The 21369-nt window shown below is 55.9% G+C and carries 21 protein-coding genes and 1 riboswitch; of the genes, 9 read left to right on the top strand and 12 right to left on the bottom strand.

Going from position 1 to position 21369, the window contains the following annotated elements; all coding sequences use genetic code 11:
- Positions 1 to 15: 15 nt before the first annotated feature.
- Positions 16 to 2031, top strand: coding sequence for an excinuclease ABC subunit UvrB (uvrB, locus tag MUU47_RS20280; RefSeq protein WP_258989959.1), 2016 nt, complete (start codon positions 16 to 18; stop codon positions 2029 to 2031).
- A gap of 147 nt (positions 2032 to 2178) precedes the next feature.
- On the opposite strand, the gene pmrB is transcribed toward uvrB, so the two are convergent.
- The 4 genes from pmrB to yvcK form a co-directional block, all read right to left on the bottom strand.
- On the bottom strand, positions 2179 to 3255 hold the full coding sequence (gene pmrB, locus MUU47_RS20275) for a two-component system sensor histidine kinase PmrB (protein ID WP_258989958.1): 1077 nt from the start codon (positions 3253 to 3255) through the stop codon (positions 2179 to 2181).
- Positions 3256 to 3927, bottom strand: coding sequence for a two-component system response regulator PmrA (pmrA, locus tag MUU47_RS20270; RefSeq protein ID WP_258989957.1), 672 nt, complete (start codon positions 3925 to 3927; stop codon positions 3256 to 3258).
- Entirely contained in the window at positions 3928 to 5568 is a 1641-nt protein-coding gene (gene eptA / locus MUU47_RS20265; protein ID WP_258990573.1) for a phosphoethanolamine transferase EptA, read from the bottom strand. It abuts the gene before it with no gap.
- Between the two features lie 133 nt (positions 5569 to 5701).
- On the bottom strand, positions 5702 to 6610 hold the full coding sequence (gene yvcK / locus MUU47_RS20260; protein ID WP_258989955.1) for a uridine diphosphate-N-acetylglucosamine-binding protein YvcK: 909 nt from the start codon (positions 6608 to 6610) through the stop codon (positions 5702 to 5704).
- Positions 6611 to 6834: 224 nt separating this feature from the next.
- Positions 6835 to 6966: riboswitch (molybdenum cofactor riboswitch) on the top strand.
- Here yvcK and moaA point away from each other — a divergent pair.
- From moaA to MUU47_RS20230, 6 genes are all read left to right on the top strand, one after another.
- Positions 6952 to 7941 carry a GTP 3',8-cyclase MoaA gene (gene moaA, locus MUU47_RS20255; RefSeq protein ID WP_258989954.1) on the top strand — a complete coding sequence of 330 codons (990 nt, stop codon included), beginning with the start codon at positions 6952 to 6954 and terminating at the stop codon, positions 7939 to 7941. (Overlaps the previous riboswitch by 15 nt.)
- A 33-nt stretch (positions 7942 to 7974) precedes the next feature.
- Positions 7975 to 8487: a molybdenum cofactor biosynthesis protein B gene (moaB, locus tag MUU47_RS20250; RefSeq protein ID WP_258989953.1), complete on the top strand. Its 513-nt coding sequence runs from the start codon at positions 7975 to 7977 to the stop codon at positions 8485 to 8487.
- Between the two features lie 3 nt (positions 8488 to 8490).
- Positions 8491 to 8976 (top strand): cyclic pyranopterin monophosphate synthase MoaC, encoded by a 486-nt coding sequence (gene moaC / locus MUU47_RS20245; RefSeq protein WP_258981294.1) that lies wholly within the window; start codon positions 8491 to 8493, stop codon positions 8974 to 8976.
- A complete protein-coding gene (gene moaD / locus MUU47_RS20240) occupies positions 8969 to 9214 on the top strand; it encodes a molybdopterin synthase sulfur carrier subunit (protein WP_159773605.1) in 246 nt (81 codons plus the stop codon). The genes moaC and moaD overlap by 8 nt, the downstream gene beginning before the upstream one ends.
- Positions 9215 to 9216: 2 nt before the next feature.
- The gene (gene moaE, locus MUU47_RS20235; protein WP_258989952.1) at positions 9217 to 9669 is read left to right on the top strand and encodes a molybdopterin synthase catalytic subunit MoaE; all 453 of its coding nucleotides are present in this window, start codon (positions 9217 to 9219) and stop codon (positions 9667 to 9669) included.
- 78 nt (positions 9670 to 9747) lie between these two features.
- Positions 9748 to 10452, top strand: coding sequence for a Bax inhibitor-1/YccA family protein (locus MUU47_RS20230; protein ID WP_258989951.1), 705 nt, complete (start codon positions 9748 to 9750; stop codon positions 10450 to 10452).
- A gap of 54 nt (positions 10453 to 10506) precedes the next feature.
- On the opposite strand, the gene MUU47_RS20225 is transcribed toward MUU47_RS20230, so the two are convergent.
- Genes MUU47_RS20225 through MUU47_RS20215 form a run of 3 tightly spaced genes read right to left on the bottom strand, consistent with a single transcriptional unit; the run spans position 10507 to position 13468 of the window.
- Complete coding sequence (locus MUU47_RS20225) at positions 10507 to 11469, bottom strand: lysylphosphatidylglycerol synthase domain-containing protein (RefSeq protein ID WP_258989950.1); 963 nt, start codon at positions 11467 to 11469, stop codon at positions 10507 to 10509.
- Entirely contained in the window at positions 11469 to 12710 is a 1242-nt protein-coding gene (clsB, locus tag MUU47_RS20220; protein WP_258989949.1) for a cardiolipin synthase ClsB, read from the bottom strand. The genes MUU47_RS20225 and clsB overlap by 1 nt, the downstream gene beginning before the upstream one ends.
- The gene (locus MUU47_RS20215) at positions 12707 to 13468 is read right to left on the bottom strand and encodes an endonuclease/exonuclease/phosphatase family protein (protein ID WP_258989948.1); all 762 of its coding nucleotides are present in this window, start codon (positions 13466 to 13468) and stop codon (positions 12707 to 12709) included. The genes clsB and MUU47_RS20215 overlap by 4 nt, the downstream gene beginning before the upstream one ends.
- A 131-nt stretch (positions 13469 to 13599) precedes the next feature.
- Here MUU47_RS20215 and MUU47_RS20210 point away from each other — a divergent pair, with 131 nt between their 5' ends.
- Positions 13600 to 14001, top strand: a complete 402-nt coding sequence (locus MUU47_RS20210) for a YbhQ family protein (protein ID WP_159773595.1) — start codon at positions 13600 to 13602, stop codon at positions 13999 to 14001.
- 34 nt (positions 14002 to 14035) lie between these two features.
- Here MUU47_RS20210 and MUU47_RS20205 read toward each other — a convergent pair whose 3' ends face one another.
- From MUU47_RS20205 to cecR, 5 genes are read right to left on the bottom strand one after another with little or no spacing between them, the layout of a single operon-like run.
- Complete coding sequence (locus tag MUU47_RS20205) at positions 14036 to 15142, bottom strand: ABC transporter permease (protein ID WP_258989947.1); 1107 nt, start codon at positions 15140 to 15142, stop codon at positions 14036 to 14038.
- Between the two features lie 9 nt (positions 15143 to 15151).
- On the bottom strand, positions 15152 to 16285 hold the full coding sequence (locus MUU47_RS20200; RefSeq protein WP_258989946.1) for an ABC transporter permease: 1134 nt from the start codon (positions 16283 to 16285) through the stop codon (positions 15152 to 15154).
- Positions 16275 to 18014, bottom strand: coding sequence for an ATP-binding cassette domain-containing protein (locus MUU47_RS20195; RefSeq protein ID WP_258989945.1), 1740 nt, complete (start codon positions 18012 to 18014; stop codon positions 16275 to 16277). Before MUU47_RS20195 ends, MUU47_RS20200 begins: the two co-directional genes overlap by 11 nt.
- Complete coding sequence (gene hlyD / locus MUU47_RS20190) at positions 18007 to 19002, bottom strand: secretion protein HlyD (protein WP_258989944.1); 996 nt, start codon at positions 19000 to 19002, stop codon at positions 18007 to 18009. The genes MUU47_RS20195 and hlyD overlap by 8 nt, the downstream gene beginning before the upstream one ends.
- A gap of 4 nt (positions 19003 to 19006) precedes the next feature.
- Entirely contained in the window at positions 19007 to 19675 is a 669-nt protein-coding gene (gene cecR / locus MUU47_RS20185) for a transcriptional regulator CecR (protein ID WP_258989943.1), read from the bottom strand.
- A gap of 232 nt (positions 19676 to 19907) precedes the next feature.
- Here cecR and rhlE point away from each other — a divergent pair, with 232 nt between their 5' ends.
- The gene (gene rhlE, locus MUU47_RS20180) at positions 19908 to 21314 is read left to right on the top strand and encodes an ATP-dependent RNA helicase RhlE (protein WP_258989942.1); all 1407 of its coding nucleotides are present in this window, start codon (positions 19908 to 19910) and stop codon (positions 21312 to 21314) included.
- Positions 21315 to 21369 lie beyond the last annotated feature (55 nt).

The raw sequence follows: 21369 nt of genomic DNA, 5'->3' as shown, positions 1-21369 counted from the left end.
ATCAGGTTGTCGTTAATGAGTAAACCGTTAAAACTGCATTCTTCTTTCAAACCCTCTGGCGATCAGCCTGAGGCCATTCGTCGTCTGGAAGAAGGGCTTGAAGATGGTCTGGCGCACCAAACGCTGCTCGGCGTAACCGGTTCAGGGAAAACGTTTACCATCGCTAACGTCATCGCTGACCTTCAGCGGCCGACGATGGTGTTGGCACCGAACAAGACGCTGGCGGCTCAGCTGTACGGCGAGATGAAAGAGTTCTTCCCTGAAAACGCAGTCGAGTTTTTCGTCTCTTACTACGACTACTACCAGCCGGAAGCCTACGTCCCAAGCTCAGATACCTTTATCGAAAAAGACGCCTCTGTGAACGAGCACATCGAACAGATGCGTCTTTCTGCGACCAAGGCACTGCTTGAACGCCGCGACGTGATTGTGGTGGCGTCTGTGTCCGCTATCTACGGTCTGGGTGACCCGGACCTGTATCTGAAGATGATGCTGCACCTGACGGTGGGGATGATAATCGACCAGCGTTCGATTCTGCGTCGTCTCGCCGAGTTGCAATACGCCCGCAACGATCAGGCTTTCCAGCGTGGTACGTTCCGCGTGCGCGGCGAGGTTATCGACATCTTCCCGGCGGAATCTGACGACATTGCGCTGCGCGTTGAACTGTTCGACGAAGAGGTTGAGCGGCTGTCGCTGTTTGACCCGCTGACCGGTCATCTGGAATCAACCATTCAGCGCTTTACCGTCTACCCGAAAACACACTACGTCACGCCGCGCGAACGCATTGTGCAGGCGATGGAAGAGATCAAAGTTGAGCTGGTCGACCGTCGCAAAGTGCTGCTGGAAAACAATAAGCTGCTGGAAGAGCAACGTCTTTCCCAGCGTACCCAGTTTGATTTGGAAATGATGAACGAGCTGGGCTACTGCTCGGGCATTGAAAACTACTCGCGCTATCTCTCCGGGCGTGGTCCGGGCGAGCCGCCGCCAACGTTGTTTGACTACCTGCCGGCCGACGGTCTGCTGGTTATCGATGAATCCCACGTAACCGTGCCGCAGATTGGCGGCATGTATCGCGGTGACCGGGCGCGTAAAGAAACGCTGGTGGAATACGGCTTCCGTTTGCCGTCGGCGCTGGACAACCGCCCAATGAAATTTGAAGAATTTGAAAACCTGGTGCCGCAGACCATTTATGTGTCGGCCACACCTGGCAACTACGAGCTTGAAAAATCGGGCGATGAAATCGTCGATCAGGTGGTGCGTCCTACGGGCCTGCTGGATCCTGTCATCGAAGTGCGTCCGGTTGGCACCCAGGTTGATGACCTGCTGTCGGAAATTCGTCTGCGCGTGGCCATTAACGAGCGCGTGCTGGTCACTACACTGACCAAGCGCATGGCGGAGGACTTAACGGAATATCTGGAAGAGCATGGCGAGCGTGTTCGCTACCTGCACTCGGATATCGACACCGTTGAACGTATGGAAATCATCCGCGATTTGCGCCTCGGTGAGTTTGACGTGCTGGTGGGGATCAACTTGTTAAGGGAAGGTCTCGATATGCCAGAGGTTTCGCTGGTGGCGATTCTGGACGCCGATAAAGAGGGCTTCCTGCGTTCAGAGCGCTCGCTTATTCAGACCATCGGTCGTGCGGCTCGTAATATCAACGGGAAGGCGATTCTTTACGCCGACAGAATTACCAACTCGATGGCGAAAGCGATGGGTGAAACCGAGCGTCGCCGTGAGAAACAACAGGCCCATAACGAAGAAAACGGCATTGTGCCACAGGGCCTGAACAAGAAGGTGGTCGATATTCTGTCGTTGGGCGAAAGTCTGGCGAAAACACGCGGTAAAGGTCGCGGTAAGTCGAAGTCAGCAGAAGTCACGCAGGCAGCGGAACTGTCACCGAAAGCGCTGCAGCAGAAAATCAACGAGCTGGAGGCGCAGATGATGAAACACGCGCAAAACCTCGAGTTCGAAGAAGCGGCAGAAGTGCGCGACCGACTGCATCAGCTGCGCGATCTGTTTATTGCTGCGTCTTAATGTTGCGTTAATCTTTATCGACGACACTGTCCTCAGTTTAATGAGGACAGCACCATGCAAAAAGATAATTTCGTCACCACCCTGACCGTACTCGTTTCCTTTCTGATAGTGATTGGCTTCTTCCACCAGTGGGTTCTGACGTACTGATTACCGCGTACGCCGTGGGAATTTAACCCACGCTTTCACACCCGGTCCTGGCTTTCTGTTATGCAGGAAGAACTGCGCGTCGTGCAGTTGTGCGATACGGGTGACAATACTTAATCCCAGCCCAATTCCGCCGTAACGGCTGTCCATCCGCACGAACGCTTTACTGAGTTCGCCGCTTTTCGCTTCATCAATTCCCGGTCCTTCGTCATCGACGGCCAGCATACCTGTCTCAATGGACACGGTAATGGTGGAGTTTTCCGGGCTGTAGCGATGCGCGTTTTCCACCAGATTACGTAACAGCACCCGCAGCAGCGTGGCATCGCCCGACACCGTCACATCGTTGTCTGCCGATGGCAGGCTCAATGTTTGTCCGCGTTGGCTGAGCATGGTTTCCAGTTCGCCCTGCATCGGAAGAATCACTTCTTCTACCAACGGCACTCGCTGATAGCTACCCGCAGAAAACGACTGGCCAACGCGTGCCAGCTGCAACAGCTGCGAAATGCTCTGCGTCATCTGATCCAGTCGCTGTAATAACGGGTCAACCATCATACTGTGCGATTTCGCCATCAATTCCAGATGCAGACGCAGCCCGGCGAGCGGGGTGCGCAGTTCGTGTGCCACGTCAGCGGTAAACAGACGTTCACGCTCCAGAGTTTGATTCAGACGTTCGACCAGCTGATTAATGGCGGACGTGACCGCGTCCACTTCACTGACGGATTTTGGCAACTCAATCAGCTGCATGTCATCCGGCGTGCGGTTGTTGAGTTCCTGCTGCAAATCCCAGAGTGGTCGGGTGATGCGCTTTACCGCATGCAGGCAAATCCACAGCGCCAGGCCGATGATAAGCATGCTTGGCACCAGCAGGCTGGCGACGGCTTCACGCACTTCGTGTTCGATGTGCTTGTGGTTGTTATGCCCGTGAATGGCGCTTTGCACCAGCAGCTGAATTTGTTCCTGGCTTTCATGCCACAGCCAGAACACGCTGATAACCTGACACACCACCAGAATACTGGCGATGGTCAGCAGCAGCTGGTGGCGCATGGTCCACTGCACGTCGCGAATGAACGGCAGTTTCATTTACGTATCCTCGCTGGTTTTCACCAGCATGTAGCCGAAGCCGCGAACCGTGCGAATGCGGGACTTGCCGATTTTGTCTCGCAGGTTGTGAATATGTACTTCAAGGGTATTAGTCGACGGCTCGTTGTCCCAGCTGTAGATGTCGTTATAGAGAATTTCGCGGTGAACCGGGCTACCCGCTTTGGTCATCAGACGAGAGAGCAGGGCATACTCTTTCGGCGTCAGATCAAGCTGGGTTTCGCCGAGTGCGACCAGACGGCGCGTCACGTTGAGGCGCAGGTCGCCGATGCTGATTTCGTTATCACCCTGATTATTATGACGACGCAGCAGGGCGCGCACCCGGGCGTTGAGTTCTTCCAGTGCGAAAGGCTTCACCAGATAATCGTCGGCCCCGGTATCGAGGCCTGCGATGCGATCGTCGACGGTATCGCGCGCAGTGAGGATAAGCACTGGCAGACTGATTTTTTCCCGGCGAATACGCGCCAGAAACTGTAAGCCGTCTTCATCAGGCAGGCCCAAATCAAGCACTATCACGCTGTAATGCCCGTTAGCGAGACACAGTGCGGCTTCGTGCGCCGTCGTCACGCCATCACAGACATAGCCTTCGCTTTGCATCGCAAGGATTAACCCCTGCAGCAATAATGAATCGTCTTCAACAACCAGCACTTTCATTTAATTCGCTCCTCTGCACGGCGCCAGTATATCGTCGCTCGCCTTATATTCCTTGGTACTCACTCCCGCCAAGCCTAGCATGGTCGAGAAAAGATTATCCTGCGAATAGTGGTTCGCTTTCGCATGGTCTTTCAGGCACTGATAATTCACTTTATAGCGCTGCTGATAATCATCGGACAGCCAGATAACCATCGGGACGTGTTTCTGCGTATCCGGGGCGATAGACCACGGCAGCCCGTGCAGGTAAACCCCGTTCTCACCCAGTGATTCGCCATGATCCGACAGATAGACCAGGCTTGTGGTTAAGGTGTTCTGCTTCGACTGTAATAACGTGATGGCTTTATCGACAATATAATCGACGTTAACAATGGTGTTGTCGTAGGTATTCACCAGTTGTTCCTTCGAACAGTTTTGAATTTCATTGCTGTCGCAAGTCGGAGAAAAAGTGCGGAGGTTTTTCGGGTAGCGATTGTAATATGTCGGGCCGTGGCTGCCGATGGTGTGTAATACAATCACGCCGTCGCCTTTCAGATGATTAATATAATCTTCCAGCCCGTGGAACAGCACATCGTCATAGCATTCGCCGTCGATGCACTGGCCGGGTAAATTCAGACGCGTCATATCCTGATGCGGAACGCGATCGCACGCCCCTTTGCATCCACCGTCGTTTTCATTCCACAGCACGTTTATGCCGGCACGCTGCACGATATCCAGCAGGCCTTCCTGATGTTGTGCCAGCTCTTCATTGTAATGCGCACGCGGCATATTCGAGAACATGCACGGCACGGAAATTGCCGTCGCGGTGCCGCAGGAGGTGGTGTTCGGGAAATAGACCACATTGTCCTGCTTCATGCGCGGGTTGGTATCACGGCTGTAGCCGCCCAGCGAGAAGTTATCCGCCCGGGATGTTTCACCGAGCACCAGAATGGTCAGGTTGTGGCGCGGACCATTTTTCATCGCTGGCGTCTGCGTGGCGTCTTCGCCAATACGAACCAGCGGCAGATGCGCGAGACGATTGTGCGAGTACCAGGAGTTAACTGCCACGATGCTGTTCGACGGATTCAGGGATTTCACCAGATCTTTATTGTTGCGAAACAGCGACGCGTAATCTTTGTAGAACAGCAGGGCGATAAACACAATCAGCAGGCCGGAAATCACCATGCTGGTCACGCGCAACGCCATGCTGCGCCAGGCGCTCAGCGGCTTCTTCACGCGGATCCACCAGGCGATAATCACTGCCAGTAGGCCCGACAGCACGAGGGTCAGCACCATTTTGGTCGACATCAGGGCAAAGCTTTCTGCCGGGGTGGTGTCAATGATGTTGGCGATCATCGAGCGGTCGATGACCACGCCAAAGGTCATGATGAAATACTGTGCGGCAGCGCTGACCAGAATAAACAGGCTGATTAACAGCCGGTCGAGCCACAAAAAGGATGCCAGCGTGACGATGATGTTGATGACGCAAAACGCCACGACAGGCATGGTGGCGTACACCAGACCGTTGTGCAGCGAATCGACAGGGAGCAGGGCAAACGCCTGTTTGTAGAAGCTGATATTGAGGAACAACGCGATATACAGGGCAAACAGGACCAGGTAGAAAACGTGCCCTATCGCTGGGCGACGAAGGGGAAGTCGGGACATCATTGGGCATCCGGCAGAATAAGATGACGGTATGATGACAAGAGAGTTTTAAGACAACCTTAAGAAATTAAGGAAGTCCTTAATGTGGGCGACAATGAAGGCCCGGCGAGGGTTGCAACGCCGGGCAACAGAGCTAACCTAGCGCCTGAACGGCCTTTTCCAGCGCATCGCGCAGTAAATGGCGGTCGTGGCGATAGCGAATGTCGCTGGCTTCCAGCGGCACCTGAATGACGACCTGGTCTTCAATGCCGGACACATCGACTTTCGGCCCGACCACAACAGCGTCGATAATGGGTTTTCCGACGTAATGCTCCATCAGTGCGAGTTTGTCTTTCAGCGTCAGGCTGGCCGCTGCCGGGCTCAGTTCGCGGCCCAGATTACCGATGTATACCATCGGCGCGGGCGTTCTGCGTAAGGCCTGGGCCATCTCATCAAGCAGAAGAATCGGCATCAGGCTGGTGTAAAAACTGCCAGGGCCAATCAGAATCAAATCGGCCTCGGCAATGGCGTGCACCGCTTCACGCGTGGCGGGCACTGAGGGCGAGAGCATTAGCTCGCGAGGCGGCAGTTTCAGCTGGTCAATATTCACTTCGCCGTAAATTTCGTGGCCTTCGTCGTCGATAGCCATTAAATCCACCGGCACTTCCGACATCGGGATCAGCGCCGCGTCGACTTTTAACAGGTTTCTGATCAGATTGATGGCTTCCAGAGGCCGGACGCTCAGGTGGTCTAACGCCTTTAACATCAGATTTCCGAGGTTATGCCCGGAAAGTTCGCCATTACCGCCAAAACGGTACTCAAACATCGCCGATGCGACGCTCTGTTCGGTAATGAGTTGGTTGAGACAGTTGCGCATATCGCCCCAGGCAATCCCGCCTTCGGAGCGACGAATGCGGCCGGTGGAGCCGCCGTTGTCGGTAGTCGTGACAATACCTGTCAGGCGCGAACCCAGCGAGGAGAGAGAAGACATTACTCGCCCTAAACCGTGCCCGCCGCCTAGTGCGACAACACGATCGAGATCCGCAAAAGTACGATTGCGCATAGTATTCCTTATCAGAGACGGACGTTGTTACCTTAGCGTAACTACCCCTAAAAGACGATGGTCGGATCCCGTCAAAATGACGCATATCAATGCAAAAGCAGGATTTTTGCGTATTCTGTAGCGAAAGTGCACGATCAGTGCGCTATATATAAGATTATATAGCGAAAGGGTAAAATGGCGAAATTGTCATTTACGCGCTACTATCGGCATAACCCGCTTCTTAAAATCAGAAGCTACACTCTAGCCCTTGCGCCTAAGTCTGTAGATATGGCGCACTGGCCGTGACGATGTCACCAGGGTACAGAAAGAAATGACTGTGCCTCCCGTATTTGGAAAGGTGTATGGCCCCACAACTTACCGATGCATTCGCACGCAAGTTTTACTATTTGCGTTTGTCGATTACCGACGTGTGCAACTTCCGCTGCACCTACTGCCTGCCCGATGGCTACAAGCCGGGCCCCGTCAGTAATAACGGTTTTCTTTCCGTCGATGAAGTGCGCCGCGTGACCCGGGCGTTTTCTGCCATGGGCACCGAAAAAGTGCGCCTGACCGGCGGCGAACCTTCTCTGCGTCGTGACTTTACCGACATCATTTCTACCGTGCGTGAAAACGACGCTATCCGCCAGATTGCAGTCACCACCAACGGCTATCGTCTGGCCCGTGATGCACAACAGTGGCGTGATGCGGGACTGACCCACGTTAACGTCAGCGTCGACAGCCTCGACGCCCGCCAGTTTCACGCCATCACCGGTCAGGATAAATTTCAGCAGGTGATGGACGGCATCGACGCCGCCTTTAACGCCGGTTTTGCCAAAGTGAAGGTCAATACCGTGCTGATGCGCGACGTCAACCATCACCAGCTCGACACCTTCCTGGCCTGGATCCAACCTCGTCCGATTCAACTGCGTTTCATCGAGCTAATGGAAACCGGGGAAGGCAGCGAGTTGTTCCGCAAACACCATATTTCCGGCATGGTCCTGCGCGATGAACTGCTCAAACGCGGCTGGATCCATCAGATTCGCAGCCGTAGCGACGGCCCGGCACAGGTCTTTTGTCACCCCGACTACGCCGGGGAGATTGGGCTCATCATGCCGTATGAAAAAGACTTCTGCGCCAGCTGCAACCGGCTGCGTGTCTCCTCGACAGGAAAACTGCACCTGTGCCTGTTTGGCGATGGCGGGGTCGATCTCCGTGATTTGCTTGCCGAAGATGCCCAGCAGCCGGAACTTGAAGCACGTATTTCTGCGGCCCTGGCCCAGAAAAAGCAGACCCATTTCCTGCACCAGGGCCAGACCGGTATTACTCAGAATCTCTCATATATCGGCGGCTAAGCCGTAACTGCATACTGAATAAGGAGGTTTATCGTGAGTCAGGTGAGCGCTGAATTTATCCCGACCCGTATTGCTATTCTTACTGTCTCCAGCCGTCGGGGGGAAGAGGACGACACGTCCGGCCATTATTTGCGCGACAGCGCGCATGAAGCGGGCCACATTCTCGTCGAAAAAGCCATTGTCAAAGAGAACCGCTACGCTATTCGCGCGCAGGTCTCCGCCTGGATCGCCAGCGACCACGTACAGGTGGTGTTGATTAACGGCGGAACCGGATTTACCGATGGCGATCAGGTGCCTGAAGCGCTGCTGCCGCTGTTTGACCGTGAAATCCAGGGCTTTGGTGAAGTGTTCCGTATGCTGTCGTTTGAAGAAATTGGCACCTCCACGCTGCAATCCCGCGCCGTCGCCGGGATGGCCAACGATACGCTGATTTTTGCCATGCCTGGCTCGACCAAAGCGTGTCGCACCGCATGGGAAAATATCATTGCGCCGCAACTCGATGCGCGCACCCGTCCGTGTAATTTCCACCCTCATTTGAAGAAATAAGCCATGTCTCAACTGACGCACATTAACGCCGCCGGTGAAGCCCATATGGTGGACGTGTCCGCCAAAGCGGAGACGGTTCGCGAAGCGCGCGCTGAAGCCTTTGTCACCATGTTGCCGGAAACCCTGGCGATGATCATCGACGGCAGTCATCACAAAGGTGATGTCTTCGCCACCGCGCGCATTGCGGGTATTCAGGCGGCTAAACGCACCTGGGATTTAATCCCGCTGTGTCATCCGCTGATGCTCAGCAAAGTGGAAGTCAATTTACAGGCGCAGCCGGAACACAACCGCGTGCGTATCGAATCGCTGTGCCGCCTGACGGGTAAAACCGGTGTAGAAATGGAAGCGCTGACAGCCGCCTCGGTCGCCGCGCTGACCATCTACGATATGTGCAAAGCGGTACAAAAGGACATGGTGATTGGCCCGCTGCGCCTGTTGGCGAAAAGCGGCGGCAAATCCGGTGATTTCAGGGCTGATGCTGATGATTAAAATTTTATTTTTCGCCCAGGTTCGCGAGCTGGTGGGCACCGACGGTCTGACGCTGAATACCGATGCGCAAACCGTGGAACAACTGCGTCAGCAGTTAGCGGCGCAGGGTTCTCGTTGGGCGCTGGCGCTGGAAGAGGGCAAACTGCTGACGGCGGTTAATCAGACGCTGGTGAGCGCTGATCATCCGCTCACTGACGGAGATGAAGTGGCATTCTTCCCGCCGGTTACGGGAGGCTAATCATGAGCGAAACTTTAATTCGCGTTGAAACTGCGCGCTTTAACGTCGGCACCGAATACACCTGGCTTGCTGAGCGCGATGAAGACGGCGCGGTAGTGACGTTCACCGGTAAAGTCCGTAATCATAATCTCGGCGACAGTGTGAGCGCATTAACGCTGGAACACTATCCGGGCATGACCGAAAAAGCGCTGGCTGAAATCGTTGAAGAAGCCCGCGGGCGCTGGCGGTTAGGACGCGTGTCGGTCATTCATCGCATCGGCGAAATGTGGCCGGGCGAAGAAATTGTCTTTGTCGGCGTCACCAGCGTGCACCGCGGCAGCGCGTTTGCTGCCGGGGAATTCATCATGGATTATCTGAAAACCCGCGCCCCGTTCTGGAAACGCGAAGCCACGCCGGAAGGCGAGCGCTGGGTTGAGTCCCGAGAAAGCGACCAGGAAGCGGCAAAGCGCTGGTAATGCCTGTTTTTAGGACATGCGTGTATTGCGCTTGTGATACGCTTAATGAACACACACCTTTAATCTGAGGGTTTCATCATGGACCGATACTCGCGTCCCAATTCAATTGTGCAGTCGCGCTCTGGCGTGCAGACCTACATGGCGCAGGTTTACGGCTGGATGACCTGTGGGCTGCTGCTGACGGCGTTCGTTGCGTGGTTTGCAGCAAACACCCCGGCAGTGATGATGTTTGTCTTCTCCAGCAAAATCACGTTCTTTGGGCTGATCATCGCTCAGCTGGGGCTGGTATTCGTGCTTTCCGGCATGGTTCAGCGCCTGAGTGCGGGCATGGCGACCACGTTATTTATGCTTTATTCGGCGCTAACCGGACTCACGCTTTCCAGTATTTTCATCGCCTACACCTACAGCTCCATTGCCAGCACCTTTATCGTGACGGCAGGGATGTTCGGCGGGATGAGCCTGTACGGTTATACCACCAAACGTGACCTGACCGGCATGGGCAAAATGCTGTTTATGGCGTTGATTGGTATCGTTCTGGCGTCGTTGGTTAACATCTGGCTTAAAAGCACGCCGCTGATGTGGGCCGTGACCTATATCGGTGTGGTGGTGTTTGTGGGCCTGACGGCGTACGACACCCAAAAACTGAAAGCGATTGGTGAGCAGATTGACACCCGCGACAGCAGCAATCTGCGTAAATACGCGATCCTGGGTGCGCTGACGCTGTATCTCGACTTCATCAACCTGTTCCTGATGCTGCTGCGCATCATGGGCAACCGCCGTTAATTTATTTGCCCGGCGGCGCTAGCGCCTGCCGGGCCTACAACACTGTTTCCTTCTTCACTCCGCCATCGCCTTCTGATTTTTCGCCTTTAGCTTCTTCGCCCGGCTCTCCAGCAATAAATATCCCACCGTCGCCAGCGCCAACGGAATAAAGAAATAGAGCACCCGATACGCCAGCAGTGCGGCGATTATCGTTCCTTGTGAGGCATGTTCTCCTGCCAGCAGCGCGATAAACACGGCCTCCAGCACGCCAATACCTGCCGGAATATGGACAATAACCCCGGCGATACTGCTTACCAGCAGCACACCCAGCACGAAGAAGTAGTTCACCTGTTGACCGAGCAGCAGCCAGATAATCGCGCCCATCGCCATCCAGTTGGCGCTGGAAATCAACATCTGCAGCAGGGCAAATCGCCACGACGGTAGCACCAGTTTTTGCCCTTTGATGGTCATATGACGACGCCGCGCAAATGCACAGGCCCAGAGATAGACCGCAATCATCAGCAACAACACGCCGCCGATAATCCGCAGGGTGGTATCGCTGATGTACCAGTGCGCGGGCAAATCGACCACCCCAATAGTGAAAATCACCCCGCCGAGTAGAATATAGCCGAGCCAGTTGGTCGTAATGCTGAGTGAGAAAATACGGGTGATGGTACTGCCCGGCAGGCCAAGCCGCGAATAGAGGCGATAGCGCATGCCGATGCCGCCAACCCAGGTGCTGAGCGTCAGATTAAAGGCGTAGCAAATGAACGACACCAGCATCACCTGGCGCTTTGCCAGCCGGTGGCCACAGTACGCCCGGCCGAGCAAGTCGTAACAGCCGTACAGCAGATAGCTGACGACAACCAGCCCAACGGCGCTGAGCAGGGCGGTGCGGTTGTAGTCGCGAATGACGCTCCACACCTCCTGCCAGTCGACCTTCTGCGCATACACCACCAGCAGCACCGCAACCGCAATAAAAAACAGCCACGTCAGGATTTTTTTCGCCAGATGCCAGCGAGGGTGAGAGTGGCTCATCAGGGTTTCACTCCCGGATTCTCAGGGTCGATGCGGTCCTGGGTTTCAAGCGTGTTTTGCACCGGCGGACTGACCTGCGCCAGCTTCGGGGTATGGGCGGGCAGCCAGCCGACCATCGCCGGGAAATGGCGCAGAAAGTGGAACGCCAGTACGCTTTTACTGAGATTCCACCAGCTGCGTTTGGGCACCATCGAGCTGTCCACCTGCCGACAGTCTTGCGCAATAATGTCGCTGAGATTGTCGCGCAGCGTCTGGTTAAACGCCCGGTCATGAACGATAAGGTTGGCTTCCAGATTCAGCGACAGGCTCAACGGGTCGAGATTGCCGGAGCCTACCGTCGCCCAATGATCATCCATCAGCGCCACTTTGCCGTGCAGCGGCCGACGCTGATATTCGAAAATCTGTACTCCGCCTTTCAACAGATAACGATACAGCAGCCGCGCACCGACTTTCACAATCGGCATATCCGGCTCGCCCTGAACCACCAGTTTGACCCGCACTCCTCGCCGCGCGGCATTACGCATCGCATGCAGCAGCCGATAACCAGGGAAAAAGTAGGCGTTGGCGATGATCACTTCCCGACGCGCATTGGCCAGCATTTTCAGGTAGTGGCGTTCAATGTCATCGCGATGTTCATTATTGTCGCGCCAGACAAACAGCGTTTGCGCTTCACCGGGCGTGCGGTTTTCTTCAGGACGATGTCGGCGACGCCAGAAGCGTCGGGCTTCGGCATTGCCGGGCAGATTCTCTAGCTCGAATTGCAGAATGTCTTCCACCACCGGGCCTTCCACGCGCACTGCGTAATCCTGTTTGGCTTCTGGGCCATAATTGGTCATGTGTTCCGCGGAGTAGTTAATCCCGCCAACGAACGCCACCACGGCGTCCACCACGACAATTTTGCGGTGCATCCGTCGGAACAGATTGGTGCGCATGCCGAACAGGCGAGGGCGCGGATCGTAATACCGAAACACCACGCCCGCCATGGTCAGTTCGCTCACAAACTTATCGCTGAGGTCCGGCGAACCGTAGCCGTCGAGCAGCACTTCAATATTCACCCCGCGCCGGGCGGCGTTGAGCAATACGTCGTGCAGCTGCCAGCCGACGCTGTCTTCAAACCAGATAAAGGTTTCAAGAATGATTTTGCTTTCAGCATTCTCAATCGCGCTGAAAACGGCCGGATAAAACTGGTCGCCGTTTTCCAGCAGCTGAATTTGATTGCCTTCACGCCAGCCGCATTTCATAAGTGGATCTCCGCGCTGAGCGGTGCATGATCGGAAAGGTGTCGCCACTCCCGAAGCGGGAGCGCGGCCGGGTGGGTCGCCTGGGCATTTTTGACGTAGATCCGGTCCAGCGGCAGCAGCGGAAAGCTCACCGGAAAAGTGCGCGCCGGGCGTCCATTTGCGGCGGTGAAAATTTCCTCGAGTCCGGCCTGCTGTTGTAACGGTCTGTTGGCCCGCTGGCGCCAGTCGTTAAAATCTCCGGCCACCACTACCGGCTCGTTTTCCGGAAGGCTGTTTACCCAGTCGCTCAGCATCGTTAATTGCGCCTGGCGGTGGGCTTCACGTAGCCCCAGATGCACGCAGATGACGTGAACCGGCGTCGCCAGTTCCGGCGGGACAATACGGCAGTACAACAGCCCGCGTTTTTCACTTTCCCCGACCGAAATGTCGCGGTTTTCAAAATGCGCAATCGGAAAGCGTGACAGCACCGCATTTCCGTGATGGCCCTCCGGGTACACCGCGTTGCGTCCGTAGGCATAATCGCTCCACAGCGTATCGGCGAGAAATTCATAGTGGCTGGTGCTCGGCCAGTTTTCGACGCGAAGTGACCAGGCATCGTGGGCCCCAAGCACCTCTTGCAGGCAGACGATATCGGCTCCGACGGCCCGCACCGCATCGCGGAGTTCGGGCAAAATGAAGCGGCGATTGAACGCGGTAAAACCTTTGTGCGTGTTGATAGTCAAAATTTTCAATGAAAAATGTCGCGACGGTTGATTCATATTTCTCCTGTCCGCATCACTGTCCTGAATGAAATAGTGTAGTAGCCGTCACAAAAAGGTGCGGTGTTACGGAATTTTCCGTAAAGTCCGGTACTCTAATTAACAGTTGAATATGCTTCTGGAGACAAGACATGAAGTGGCAACAACAAATTCGTGTCGTAACTGGCCTGAGCTGCTGGCAGATTATTTCGCATTTGCTGGTTGTTGCAGTTCTGGTAATGGGGTGGATGAGCGGCACGCTGGTCCGGGTAGGACTGGGGCTGTGTGCGCTTTATGCCGTGACGGTTGTCCTGATGCTTTTCCTGCAACGCCACCACGAAGAGCGCTGGCGCGACATTGGTGATTTCCTCGAAGAGCTCACCACCACCTGGTACTTTGGCGCGGCGGTGATTGTGCTGTGGCTGTTGTCCCGCGTGGTGCAAAACCATTTACTGCTGGGCCTGGCGGCCGTTGTGATCCTTGCCGGACCAGCGCTGCTTTCCTTACTGATTAAAGAGAAAAAGCGGTCACCTAAAACCTTCCGCTGGCACTAAGGCGGCGTAATCGCCGCCCACGCGTGACATCCTATTACGCCACGTTGCGCCTGAACGCCCAGTACGCCACCGAACCGGTCGTGGTCGCTATCACCAATAGCGGCCACAGGCTTTGCCAGACAATATCGAAGCTGGCGTCCTTCAGGTAAATCTGCTTGGTAATATCCGTAAAGTGACGAATTGGGTTAATCCATGTCACATCCTGTAGCCATACCGGCATATTCTCCACCGGCGACACGTAACCCGAGAGCAAAATCGCCGGCATCATGAACACAAACACCCCGATAAACGCCTGCTGCTGCGTCTCGCACAGCGAAGAAATCAGCAAACCAAACCCTACCAGTGACAGCCCGTAAATCAGCATCGTGAAGTAAAACAGCACCAGCGATCCGGAGAACGGAATGTGATAGGCGAAAATCCCGACAGCCAACACAATACTGGCCTGGAAGGTGGCGACAATCAGCGCCGGGACCGCTTTGCCGACGAAGATCTGCCAGGTGGCGAGCGGGGAGACCAGCAGCTGATCGAGCGTACCCTGTTCGCGCTCGCGAGCAACAGACAGCGAGGTCACAATCATCACCCCGATGGTGGTAATCATCGCAATCAGTGACGGCACCACGAACCATTTGTAGTCCAGATTCGGGTTGTACCAGTTGCGCACCACCAGTTCGCTGTTGTTTGGTTTCGGCTTCCCGTCGATCAGCTCCTGCTGATAATCCTCAATGATGCGCTGCAAATAATTCGCTGCAATCTGCGCACTGTTGGAGTTACGCCCGTCGAGCAGCAGCTGCATCGGCGCGGTGTGTCCGCTATCGATATTGCGCGAAAAATCCGTCGGGAAGCGCACCAGCAACAGCGCTTTTTGCGTGTCGATTGTTGGCTGAATTTCCTGCGGGCTGTGCAGCAGCAAGACGTGGGTAAAGGCTTTGGCGCGGGCGAAACGCTGAGTCAGCTCCACCGCATGCTTACCGCTGTCTTCGTTGTAAATGGCGATGGTGGCGTTGGTCACCTCCAGCGTGGCGGCGAACGGGAAAAGCAATACCTGAATCAGCACCGGCGCGATAAGGATCGCGCGGGTTTGTGGCTCACGCAGCAGTGATTGCAGCTCTTTGCGGATAAGTGTCCATAAGCGATGAAACATAACGCCTCCCTAGTCCAGCCGCCGCTTGGTTTTCAGCCACGTCAGACCGATAAACATCACCGCCGAGGCAATCAAAAACAGCGTATTGATGAACAGCACCACCGGAATATTTCCGGCGAGGAACAGGCTTTGCAAGGTGCTGACGAAATAACGTGCAGGAATCACGTAGGTCACCGCGCGGATGGCGGCGGGCATGCTGTCTATCTGGAAGATAAACCCGGACAGCATAATCGACGGCAGGAAGGCGGCATTCAGGGCCACCTGGGCGGCGTTAAACTGGTTGCGAGTGATGGTAGAAATCAGCAGGCCCATGCCGAGCGTGCTCAGCAAAAACAGGCTGGTGATGAAAAACAGCACCAGCAGCGAACCGCGGAACGGCACGTCCATAATGAACACCGACACCAGCATGCACAGCCCCATCGCCAGCATGCCGAGGAAATAATAGGGGATCAGTTTGCACAGCAGCAGTTCAGCGCGGGTCACTTCTGTCGACAGCAGCGCTTCCATGGTGCCGCGCTCCCATTCACGGGCGATGACCAGCGAGGTCAGGATCGCACCGATCACCGTCATAATAATGGTGATCGCCCCTGGAATGATGAAGTGCTGACTGATGGCTGCCGGGTTAAACCAGTAGCGCATCTGCACGTCTATCAGCGGTTCAAATTTTTCACCTCGATCTTCCGCCCTTTGCATCTGCCAGATTTGCCAGATGCCCTGCACATAACCTTGCACAAAGTTGGCGGTATTGGGCTCGCTGCCGTCGGTTATCACCTGCACCGGCGCGGTATCGCCAACACGCGCCATTTGCGCGGCGAAGTTCACTGGAATCACCACTAAGCCACGAATGCGCCCGGCCTGCATTTTCTGAATCAGTTCCTGGCGGTTGTCGCTGATTGTGGCGTCGATATACGGCGAGCCGGTCATCGCGTGGGCGAAATCCAGCGCCTCTTCGCTTTGCTGTTCCAGCAAAATGCCCACCCGTAGCTTGCTGGAATCGAGGTTAATCCCGTAGCCGAAAATAAACAGCAGCATCAGCGGGATAACCACCGCGATAAGCCAACTGCTGGGATCGCGGATGATTTGCCGTGTCTCTTTCACGCACAGCGCCCGCACGCGCCGCCAGGACAGAACGCTACCGGACATCGTGATGCTCCTTATCCCAGTCGTTAATTAGGGTGATAAACGCCTGCTCCATGGTCGGGTCAGCCGTTTCGGCATCGGCGGCCTGGGCCTTGAGGTCATCCGGCGTGCCGCTGGCAATTAGCTTGCCGCGATACACCAGCCCGATGCGGTCGCAGTATTCTGCCTCATCCATAAAGTGGGTGGTGACCATCACCGTGACGCCTTTTTCCACCATGCTGTTGATGTGCAGCCAGAACTCACGGCGGGTGATTGGGTCGACGCCGGAAGTGGGTTCGTCGAGAAACAGAATATCCGGCTCGTGCATCAGCGAGCAGGCCAGCGCCAGGCGCTGTTTATAGCCGAGCGGTAAATCATCGGTGGCGTGGTTACCAATACTTTTCAGGCCAAAGGCGTCGCTCATGCGTTCGATTTTTTCAGACTGCGCTTTACCGCGCAGGCCATACACGCCGGAGAAGAAACACAGGTTTTGCACTACCGTCAGGTTGCCATACAGCGAGAATTTCTGCGCCATATAGCCCAAATGCTGACGCGCTTTGCCGGAGCTGACTTTTAAATCCATATCCAGCACCAACGCTTTACCGGACGTGGGCACCAGCAGGCCGCACATCATTTTAAAGGTCGTCGATTTGCCCGCGCCGTTGGGGCCGAGAAGGCCGAAAATCTCACCGCGTTTGACGGCAAAATCCACGTGGTCGGTAGCTGCGAAATCACCAAATTTTTTGGTCAGTGCTTTGGCTTCAATCACCGTTTCGCCCGGCGTGCCGTCCACGGTGTGCAGGATCGCCGCCAGCGGGGATTCGGACGTCCCTGCGCCGCCGAGCAAATCGATAAATGCATCCTCAAAACGCGGGGCGGTTTCGTTAATCTCGATTTCAGGCATTCCGTCTGCCGAGCGGATAACGTCGGCATTCGCGTCTTTGGTGAGGATAACGCGCACCGAACGGCCCTGAATCATGCCGTCGCTGACCTGCGGCAGCTTCAGCGTCCGTTGCAGTAGTTTACGGTTATTCTCCGCCGGGCTGCTCATCAGGAAGCTGCGCCCGCGCATGGTGTCGGTCAGGGCTTTCGGTTCGCCCTGATAGAGCAGTTCGCCTTCGTTCATCAACAGCACATCGCGGCACTGTTCAGCTTCGTCGAGATACGAAGTACTCCACAGAATCAGCATCCCGTCGCCCGCCAGTTCGTGCACCATCTGCCACAGTTCGCGGCGTGAAATCGGGTCAACGCCGACGCCGGGCTCATCGAGCAGCAAGACTTTAGGTTCGCCGACCAGCGTGCAGGCCAGACCTAATTTTTGCTTCATGCCGCCGGAGAGTTTGCCCGCCAGCCGTCCGATGAACGGGCCGAGCGAGGTGAATTCCAGCAGCCGGGCGAAGGTTTTTTCCCGTACATCGCCGGTAACGCTGCGCAAATCGGCGTACAGCGTCAGGTTTTCCATCACCGTGAGATCTTCATATAGCCCGAATTTTTGCGGCATATAGCCGAGCAGCGCGTGCAGCGCGCTGTTGTCGTGGATAGGGTCATAGCCAATCACGCTTATCTGGCCTTCGTCGGGTTTTAACAGCCCGGCCAGCATGCGCATCAGCGTGGTTTTCCCCGCGCCGTCAGGGCCAACCAGCCCGGTGACATACCCGGATTGAATGGTGCAGTCCAGCCGTGCGACCGCAGGCTTATCCATGCCAGCAAAGCGTTTGATAAGCCCGTCGAGCCTGATCCCCGCTTCACTCATGCGTCTCTCCCTCCGGGAATTTCACAGTGACGGGCATACCCTGGCGCAGCGCGTCATCGGCATCCGTCACGATGATGCGCAGGCGATACACCAGGTCTGTGCGCAGGTCCGGCGTTTCGACGGTTTTCGGCGTGAACTCTGCGGTCGGCGAGACGAAGCCAATTTTGCCGTGATACGGCTTATTCGGGCGGCCGTCGGTATACAGCTGCAGCGCCTGGCCTGGTCTGGCGCGATTAAGATTGGTTTCATCCACGTACGCGCGCACCCACACCGGACGCGTGAGCGACAGCGTCAGCACGGTGCTGCCCGCATTGAGCATGCTGCCCGGCTCCACGGCGCGGGTCAAAATAGTGCCGTTGGACGGTGCGAGCAGAGTCGTGTCCTGCAAATCCAGCTGCGACTGTGCCAGCTGCGCCTGAGCCTGTTCGAGGCTGGCTTTGGCCTGGGCAATTTCCTGCGGACGGTTACCGGCGTGATACTGACTGAGCTTATCCTGTGCGGATTTCAGCGTGGCCTGGGCCTGATCGCGCGACGAACGGGCATTTTCTAAATCATTGGCAGAAATGGTGCGGCTTTTCCACAGCCCTTGCTGGCGCTGATAAAAGTTCTGCGCGTAGTCGTAGGCGGCCTGTGCCTGACGCACGGCGGCGGCGGTCTGCGCGATTTCCTCATCACGATAGCCCGCCTGCAGCAAATCGTATTTCGCCTGGGCCGCCGCCACGTTGGCTTTGGCCTGCATCAGCGCATTTTGATAAGGGGCACGGTCGATTTCGCCGAGCGTTTGTCCTTTCTGCACCGCATCGCCTTCATCCACCTGCAACGCCTGCAAACGGCCGCCGACGCGGAAGCTCATATTCACGGTGCGAATATCAACGTTACCGTAGAGCGTCAGGCCGGTGTCCTGTCGGCTCTGGTACCAGAAAGTTCCTCCGGCAATTGCGGCGATGATAATGATGACCGCCAGAATGACGACGATGGGTTTCTTCATAACTTCAGCTCCGTTGCGTTAATCCGTTTAGCAAGAGATCGATATGACAGGTAATGACCTGAAAAATCAGTTCCACTTTTTGTTCGTCAAACTGGGTCCAGCCGGTGCGCAGCAGGATAGTCTCGCGACCAAGACGAAAGGCGAGTATTTCACCGAGCAGCGCATGGGTGTGCAAAATGGTCTGCGTATCTGCCGGATCCCGTCCGGTGTACGCCGCGATAAGCCGCGTCAGATATCCGTGCAGCGGGGCGATCACCTGATCGTGGATCCGCTGATAGGCAGGCGAGGGCGAAAGCTGTTCGCGGGAAATAAACTTACTGACGTTCACCGTTTCATCCTGGGTCAGCAGCAGGATCATATTTTTGCTCGCTTGCAGGATCAGCGCGCGAATGGCGGGCAGGTCCGGCTCGGGCTGGCGCAGTAACGCTTCGGCGGTTTCGGCGTGAGGACGGAAGTTAACCCCGATAAAATCGGCAATCCACTGGGCGCAGGCGAGGTATAAATCCTCTTTCGACCCGAAGTAATAGGGGATCGCGGCAATATTTTGTCCGGCCAGCGCGGCAATATCGCGGGTGGTGGCATGCAGGCCATATTCGCCAAACTGGGCGATCGCCGCGGCAATCAGCTGGTTTTTGGCCTGTTCGCCTTTGCTGGTGATGGGTGTGGTATTCATGGCGCATCTAAAATTAATCAATCGATTGATTAAGACTATGGTTGATTTTTCACCGCGTCCACTGCTGGCGGTAAATTATTTCGTGGGAAAAGAGAAGCGGGATATTTTATGCGGTGCGTCACAAAAACTGCTACACTCCGCCTCTTGCTGACATTATCGTTTTTGTCCTTTCCTATTTTCACTATCACCCTGAAAACGATACCTGTCATGGTCGGGGCGGTTCGGAGTTGTTATGTCTTTTGAAACCCTTGGCCTGAACGCCGAGATCCTGCGCGCAGTCGAAGAGCAGGGTTATCGTCAGCCAACCCCTATCCAGCAACAAGCTATTCCTGCCGTGCTGCAGGGCCGCGATCTGATGGCCAGTGCCCAAACCGGTACCGGTAAGACCGCAGGCTTCACCCTGCCACTGCTGCAACTGCTGTCGCAGAAAGAACCTCATGCTAAAGGCCGTCGTCCGGTCCGTGCACTTATTCTTACCCCAACCCGCGAACTGGCGGCTCAGGTGGGCGAGAACGTACGCGAATACAGCCAATATCTGAATATCCGTTCGCTGGTGGTGTTCGGCGGGGTGAGCATCAACCCGCAGATGATGAAACTGCGCAGCGGTGTTGACGTGCTGGTCGCGACCCCAGGTCGTCTGCTTGACCTCGAACACCAGAACGCGGTGAGCCTCGATAAAGTCGAAATTTTGGTCCTTGATGAAGCCGACCGCATGCTGGACATGGGCTTTATCCACGACATCCGTCGCGTGCTGGCGAAACTGCCTGCCAAGCGTCAGAACCTGCTGTTCTCCGCAACCTTCTCTGATGAAATCAAAGGCCTGGCGTCCAAGCTGCTGCACAACCCGCTGGAAGTTGAAGTAGCGCGACGCAACACCGCTTCCGAGCAGATCACCCAGCACGTGCATTTCGTTGATAAGAAACGCAAAAGAGAACTGCTGTCTCAGATGATCGGAGAAGGTGACTGGAAACAGGTGCTGGTGTTTACCCGAACCAAACACGGCGCAAACCACCTGGCTGAACAGCTGAACAAAGACGGCATTCGCAGTGCCGCCATTCACGGTAACAAGAGCCAGGGCGCACGTACCCGTGCACTGGCTGACTTCAAATCCGGCGACTTGCGCGTGCTGGTGGCAACCGACATCGCCGCCCGTGGTCTGGATATTGAAGAATTGCCGCACGTCGTGAACTACGAGCTGCCGAACGTGCCTGAAGATTACGTGCACCGTATCGGTCGTACCGGACGTGCTGCGGCCACCGGTGAAGCACTGTCGCTGGTGTGCGTGGATGAACACAAACTGCTGCGTGATATCGAGCGTCTGCTGAAGAAAGAGATCCCACGTATCGCCGTTGAAGGCTACGAAGTGGACCCAAGCATCCAGGCGGAGCCGATTCAGAACGGTCGTCAGGGCCGTGGCGGTCGCGGTGGTCAGAGTCAGAGTCAGGGCCAGCCACGTCGAAATGACGGTGGTCAGGCGCGTCGCAGCGACAAACCAGCCGGAAACGGTCAGGCGCGCCGCAGTGATAAACCCGCCGCCGGAAATGGCCAGTCGCGTCGTAGCGAAGGCGACCAGCCGCGCAAAGCCGCTGATGGCGCCGCGCGTCGTCGTCGTCCGCGCAAACCTGCTGCCGCGCAGTAATCGCGGCAAAACAAGAATGGTCGCTTCGGCGGCCATTTTTTTTGCTCATGCCGCC

Origin of the sequence: Scandinavium hiltneri (assembly GCF_024764835.1) — a bacterium.
Classification (GTDB): domain Bacteria; phylum Pseudomonadota; class Gammaproteobacteria; order Enterobacterales; family Enterobacteriaceae; genus Scandinavium; species Scandinavium hiltneri.
The sequence above is the reverse complement of the archived record's forward strand: the minus strand, read 5'-3'. Positions and strand labels throughout refer to the sequence as shown.

Bases quoted from the DNA above. Each gene is read 5' to 3' on its own strand.
- pmrB (WP_258989958.1), bottom strand. From the start codon at position 3,255: ATGAAACTGCCGTTCATTCGCGACGTGCAGTGGACCATGCGCCACCAG.
- cecR (WP_258989943.1), bottom strand. From the start codon at position 19,675: ATGAATACCACACCCATCACCAGCAAAGGCGAACAGGCCAAAAACCAG.
- moaE (WP_258989952.1), top strand. From the start codon at position 9,217: ATGAGCGAAACTTTAATTCGCGTTGAAACTGCGCGCTTTAACGTCGGC.
- MUU47_RS20195 (WP_258989945.1), bottom strand. From the start codon at position 18,014: ATGAGTGAAGCGGGGATCAGGCTCGACGGGCTTATCAAACGCTTTGCT.
- rhlE (WP_258989942.1), top strand. From the start codon at position 19,908: ATGTCTTTTGAAACCCTTGGCCTGAACGCCGAGATCCTGCGCGCAGTC.
- hlyD (WP_258989944.1), bottom strand. From the start codon at position 19,002: ATGAAGAAACCCATCGTCGTCATTCTGGCGGTCATCATTATCATCGCC.
- moaD (WP_159773605.1), top strand. From the start codon at position 8,969: ATGATTAAAATTTTATTTTTCGCCCAGGTTCGCGAGCTGGTGGGCACC.
- MUU47_RS20225 (WP_258989950.1), bottom strand. From the start codon at position 11,469: ATGAGCCACTCTCACCCTCGCTGGCATCTGGCGAAAAAAATCCTGACG.
- eptA (WP_258990573.1), bottom strand. From the start codon at position 5,568: ATGTCCCGACTTCCCCTTCGTCGCCCAGCGATAGGGCACGTTTTCTAC.
- MUU47_RS20230 (WP_258989951.1), top strand. From the start codon at position 9,748: ATGGACCGATACTCGCGTCCCAATTCAATTGTGCAGTCGCGCTCTGGC.
- uvrB (WP_258989959.1), top strand. From the start codon at position 16: ATGAGTAAACCGTTAAAACTGCATTCTTCTTTCAAACCCTCTGGCGAT.
- moaC (WP_258981294.1), top strand. From the start codon at position 8,491: ATGTCTCAACTGACGCACATTAACGCCGCCGGTGAAGCCCATATGGTG.
- MUU47_RS20215 (WP_258989948.1), bottom strand. From the start codon at position 13,468: ATGAATCAACCGTCGCGACATTTTTCATTGAAAATTTTGACTATCAAC.
- MUU47_RS20210 (WP_159773595.1), top strand. From the start codon at position 13,600: ATGAAGTGGCAACAACAAATTCGTGTCGTAACTGGCCTGAGCTGCTGG.
- clsB (WP_258989949.1), bottom strand. From the start codon at position 12,710: ATGAAATGCGGCTGGCGTGAAGGCAATCAAATTCAGCTGCTGGAAAAC.
- moaA (WP_258989954.1), top strand. From the start codon at position 6,952: ATGGCCCCACAACTTACCGATGCATTCGCACGCAAGTTTTACTATTTG.
- pmrA (WP_258989957.1), bottom strand. From the start codon at position 3,927: ATGAAAGTGCTGGTTGTTGAAGACGATTCATTATTGCTGCAGGGGTTA.
- yvcK (WP_258989955.1), bottom strand. From the start codon at position 6,610: ATGCGCAATCGTACTTTTGCGGATCTCGATCGTGTTGTCGCACTAGGC.
- MUU47_RS20200 (WP_258989946.1), bottom strand. From the start codon at position 16,285: ATGTCCGGTAGCGTTCTGTCCTGGCGGCGCGTGCGGGCGCTGTGCGTG.
- MUU47_RS20205 (WP_258989947.1), bottom strand. From the start codon at position 15,142: ATGTTTCATCGCTTATGGACACTTATCCGCAAAGAGCTGCAATCACTG.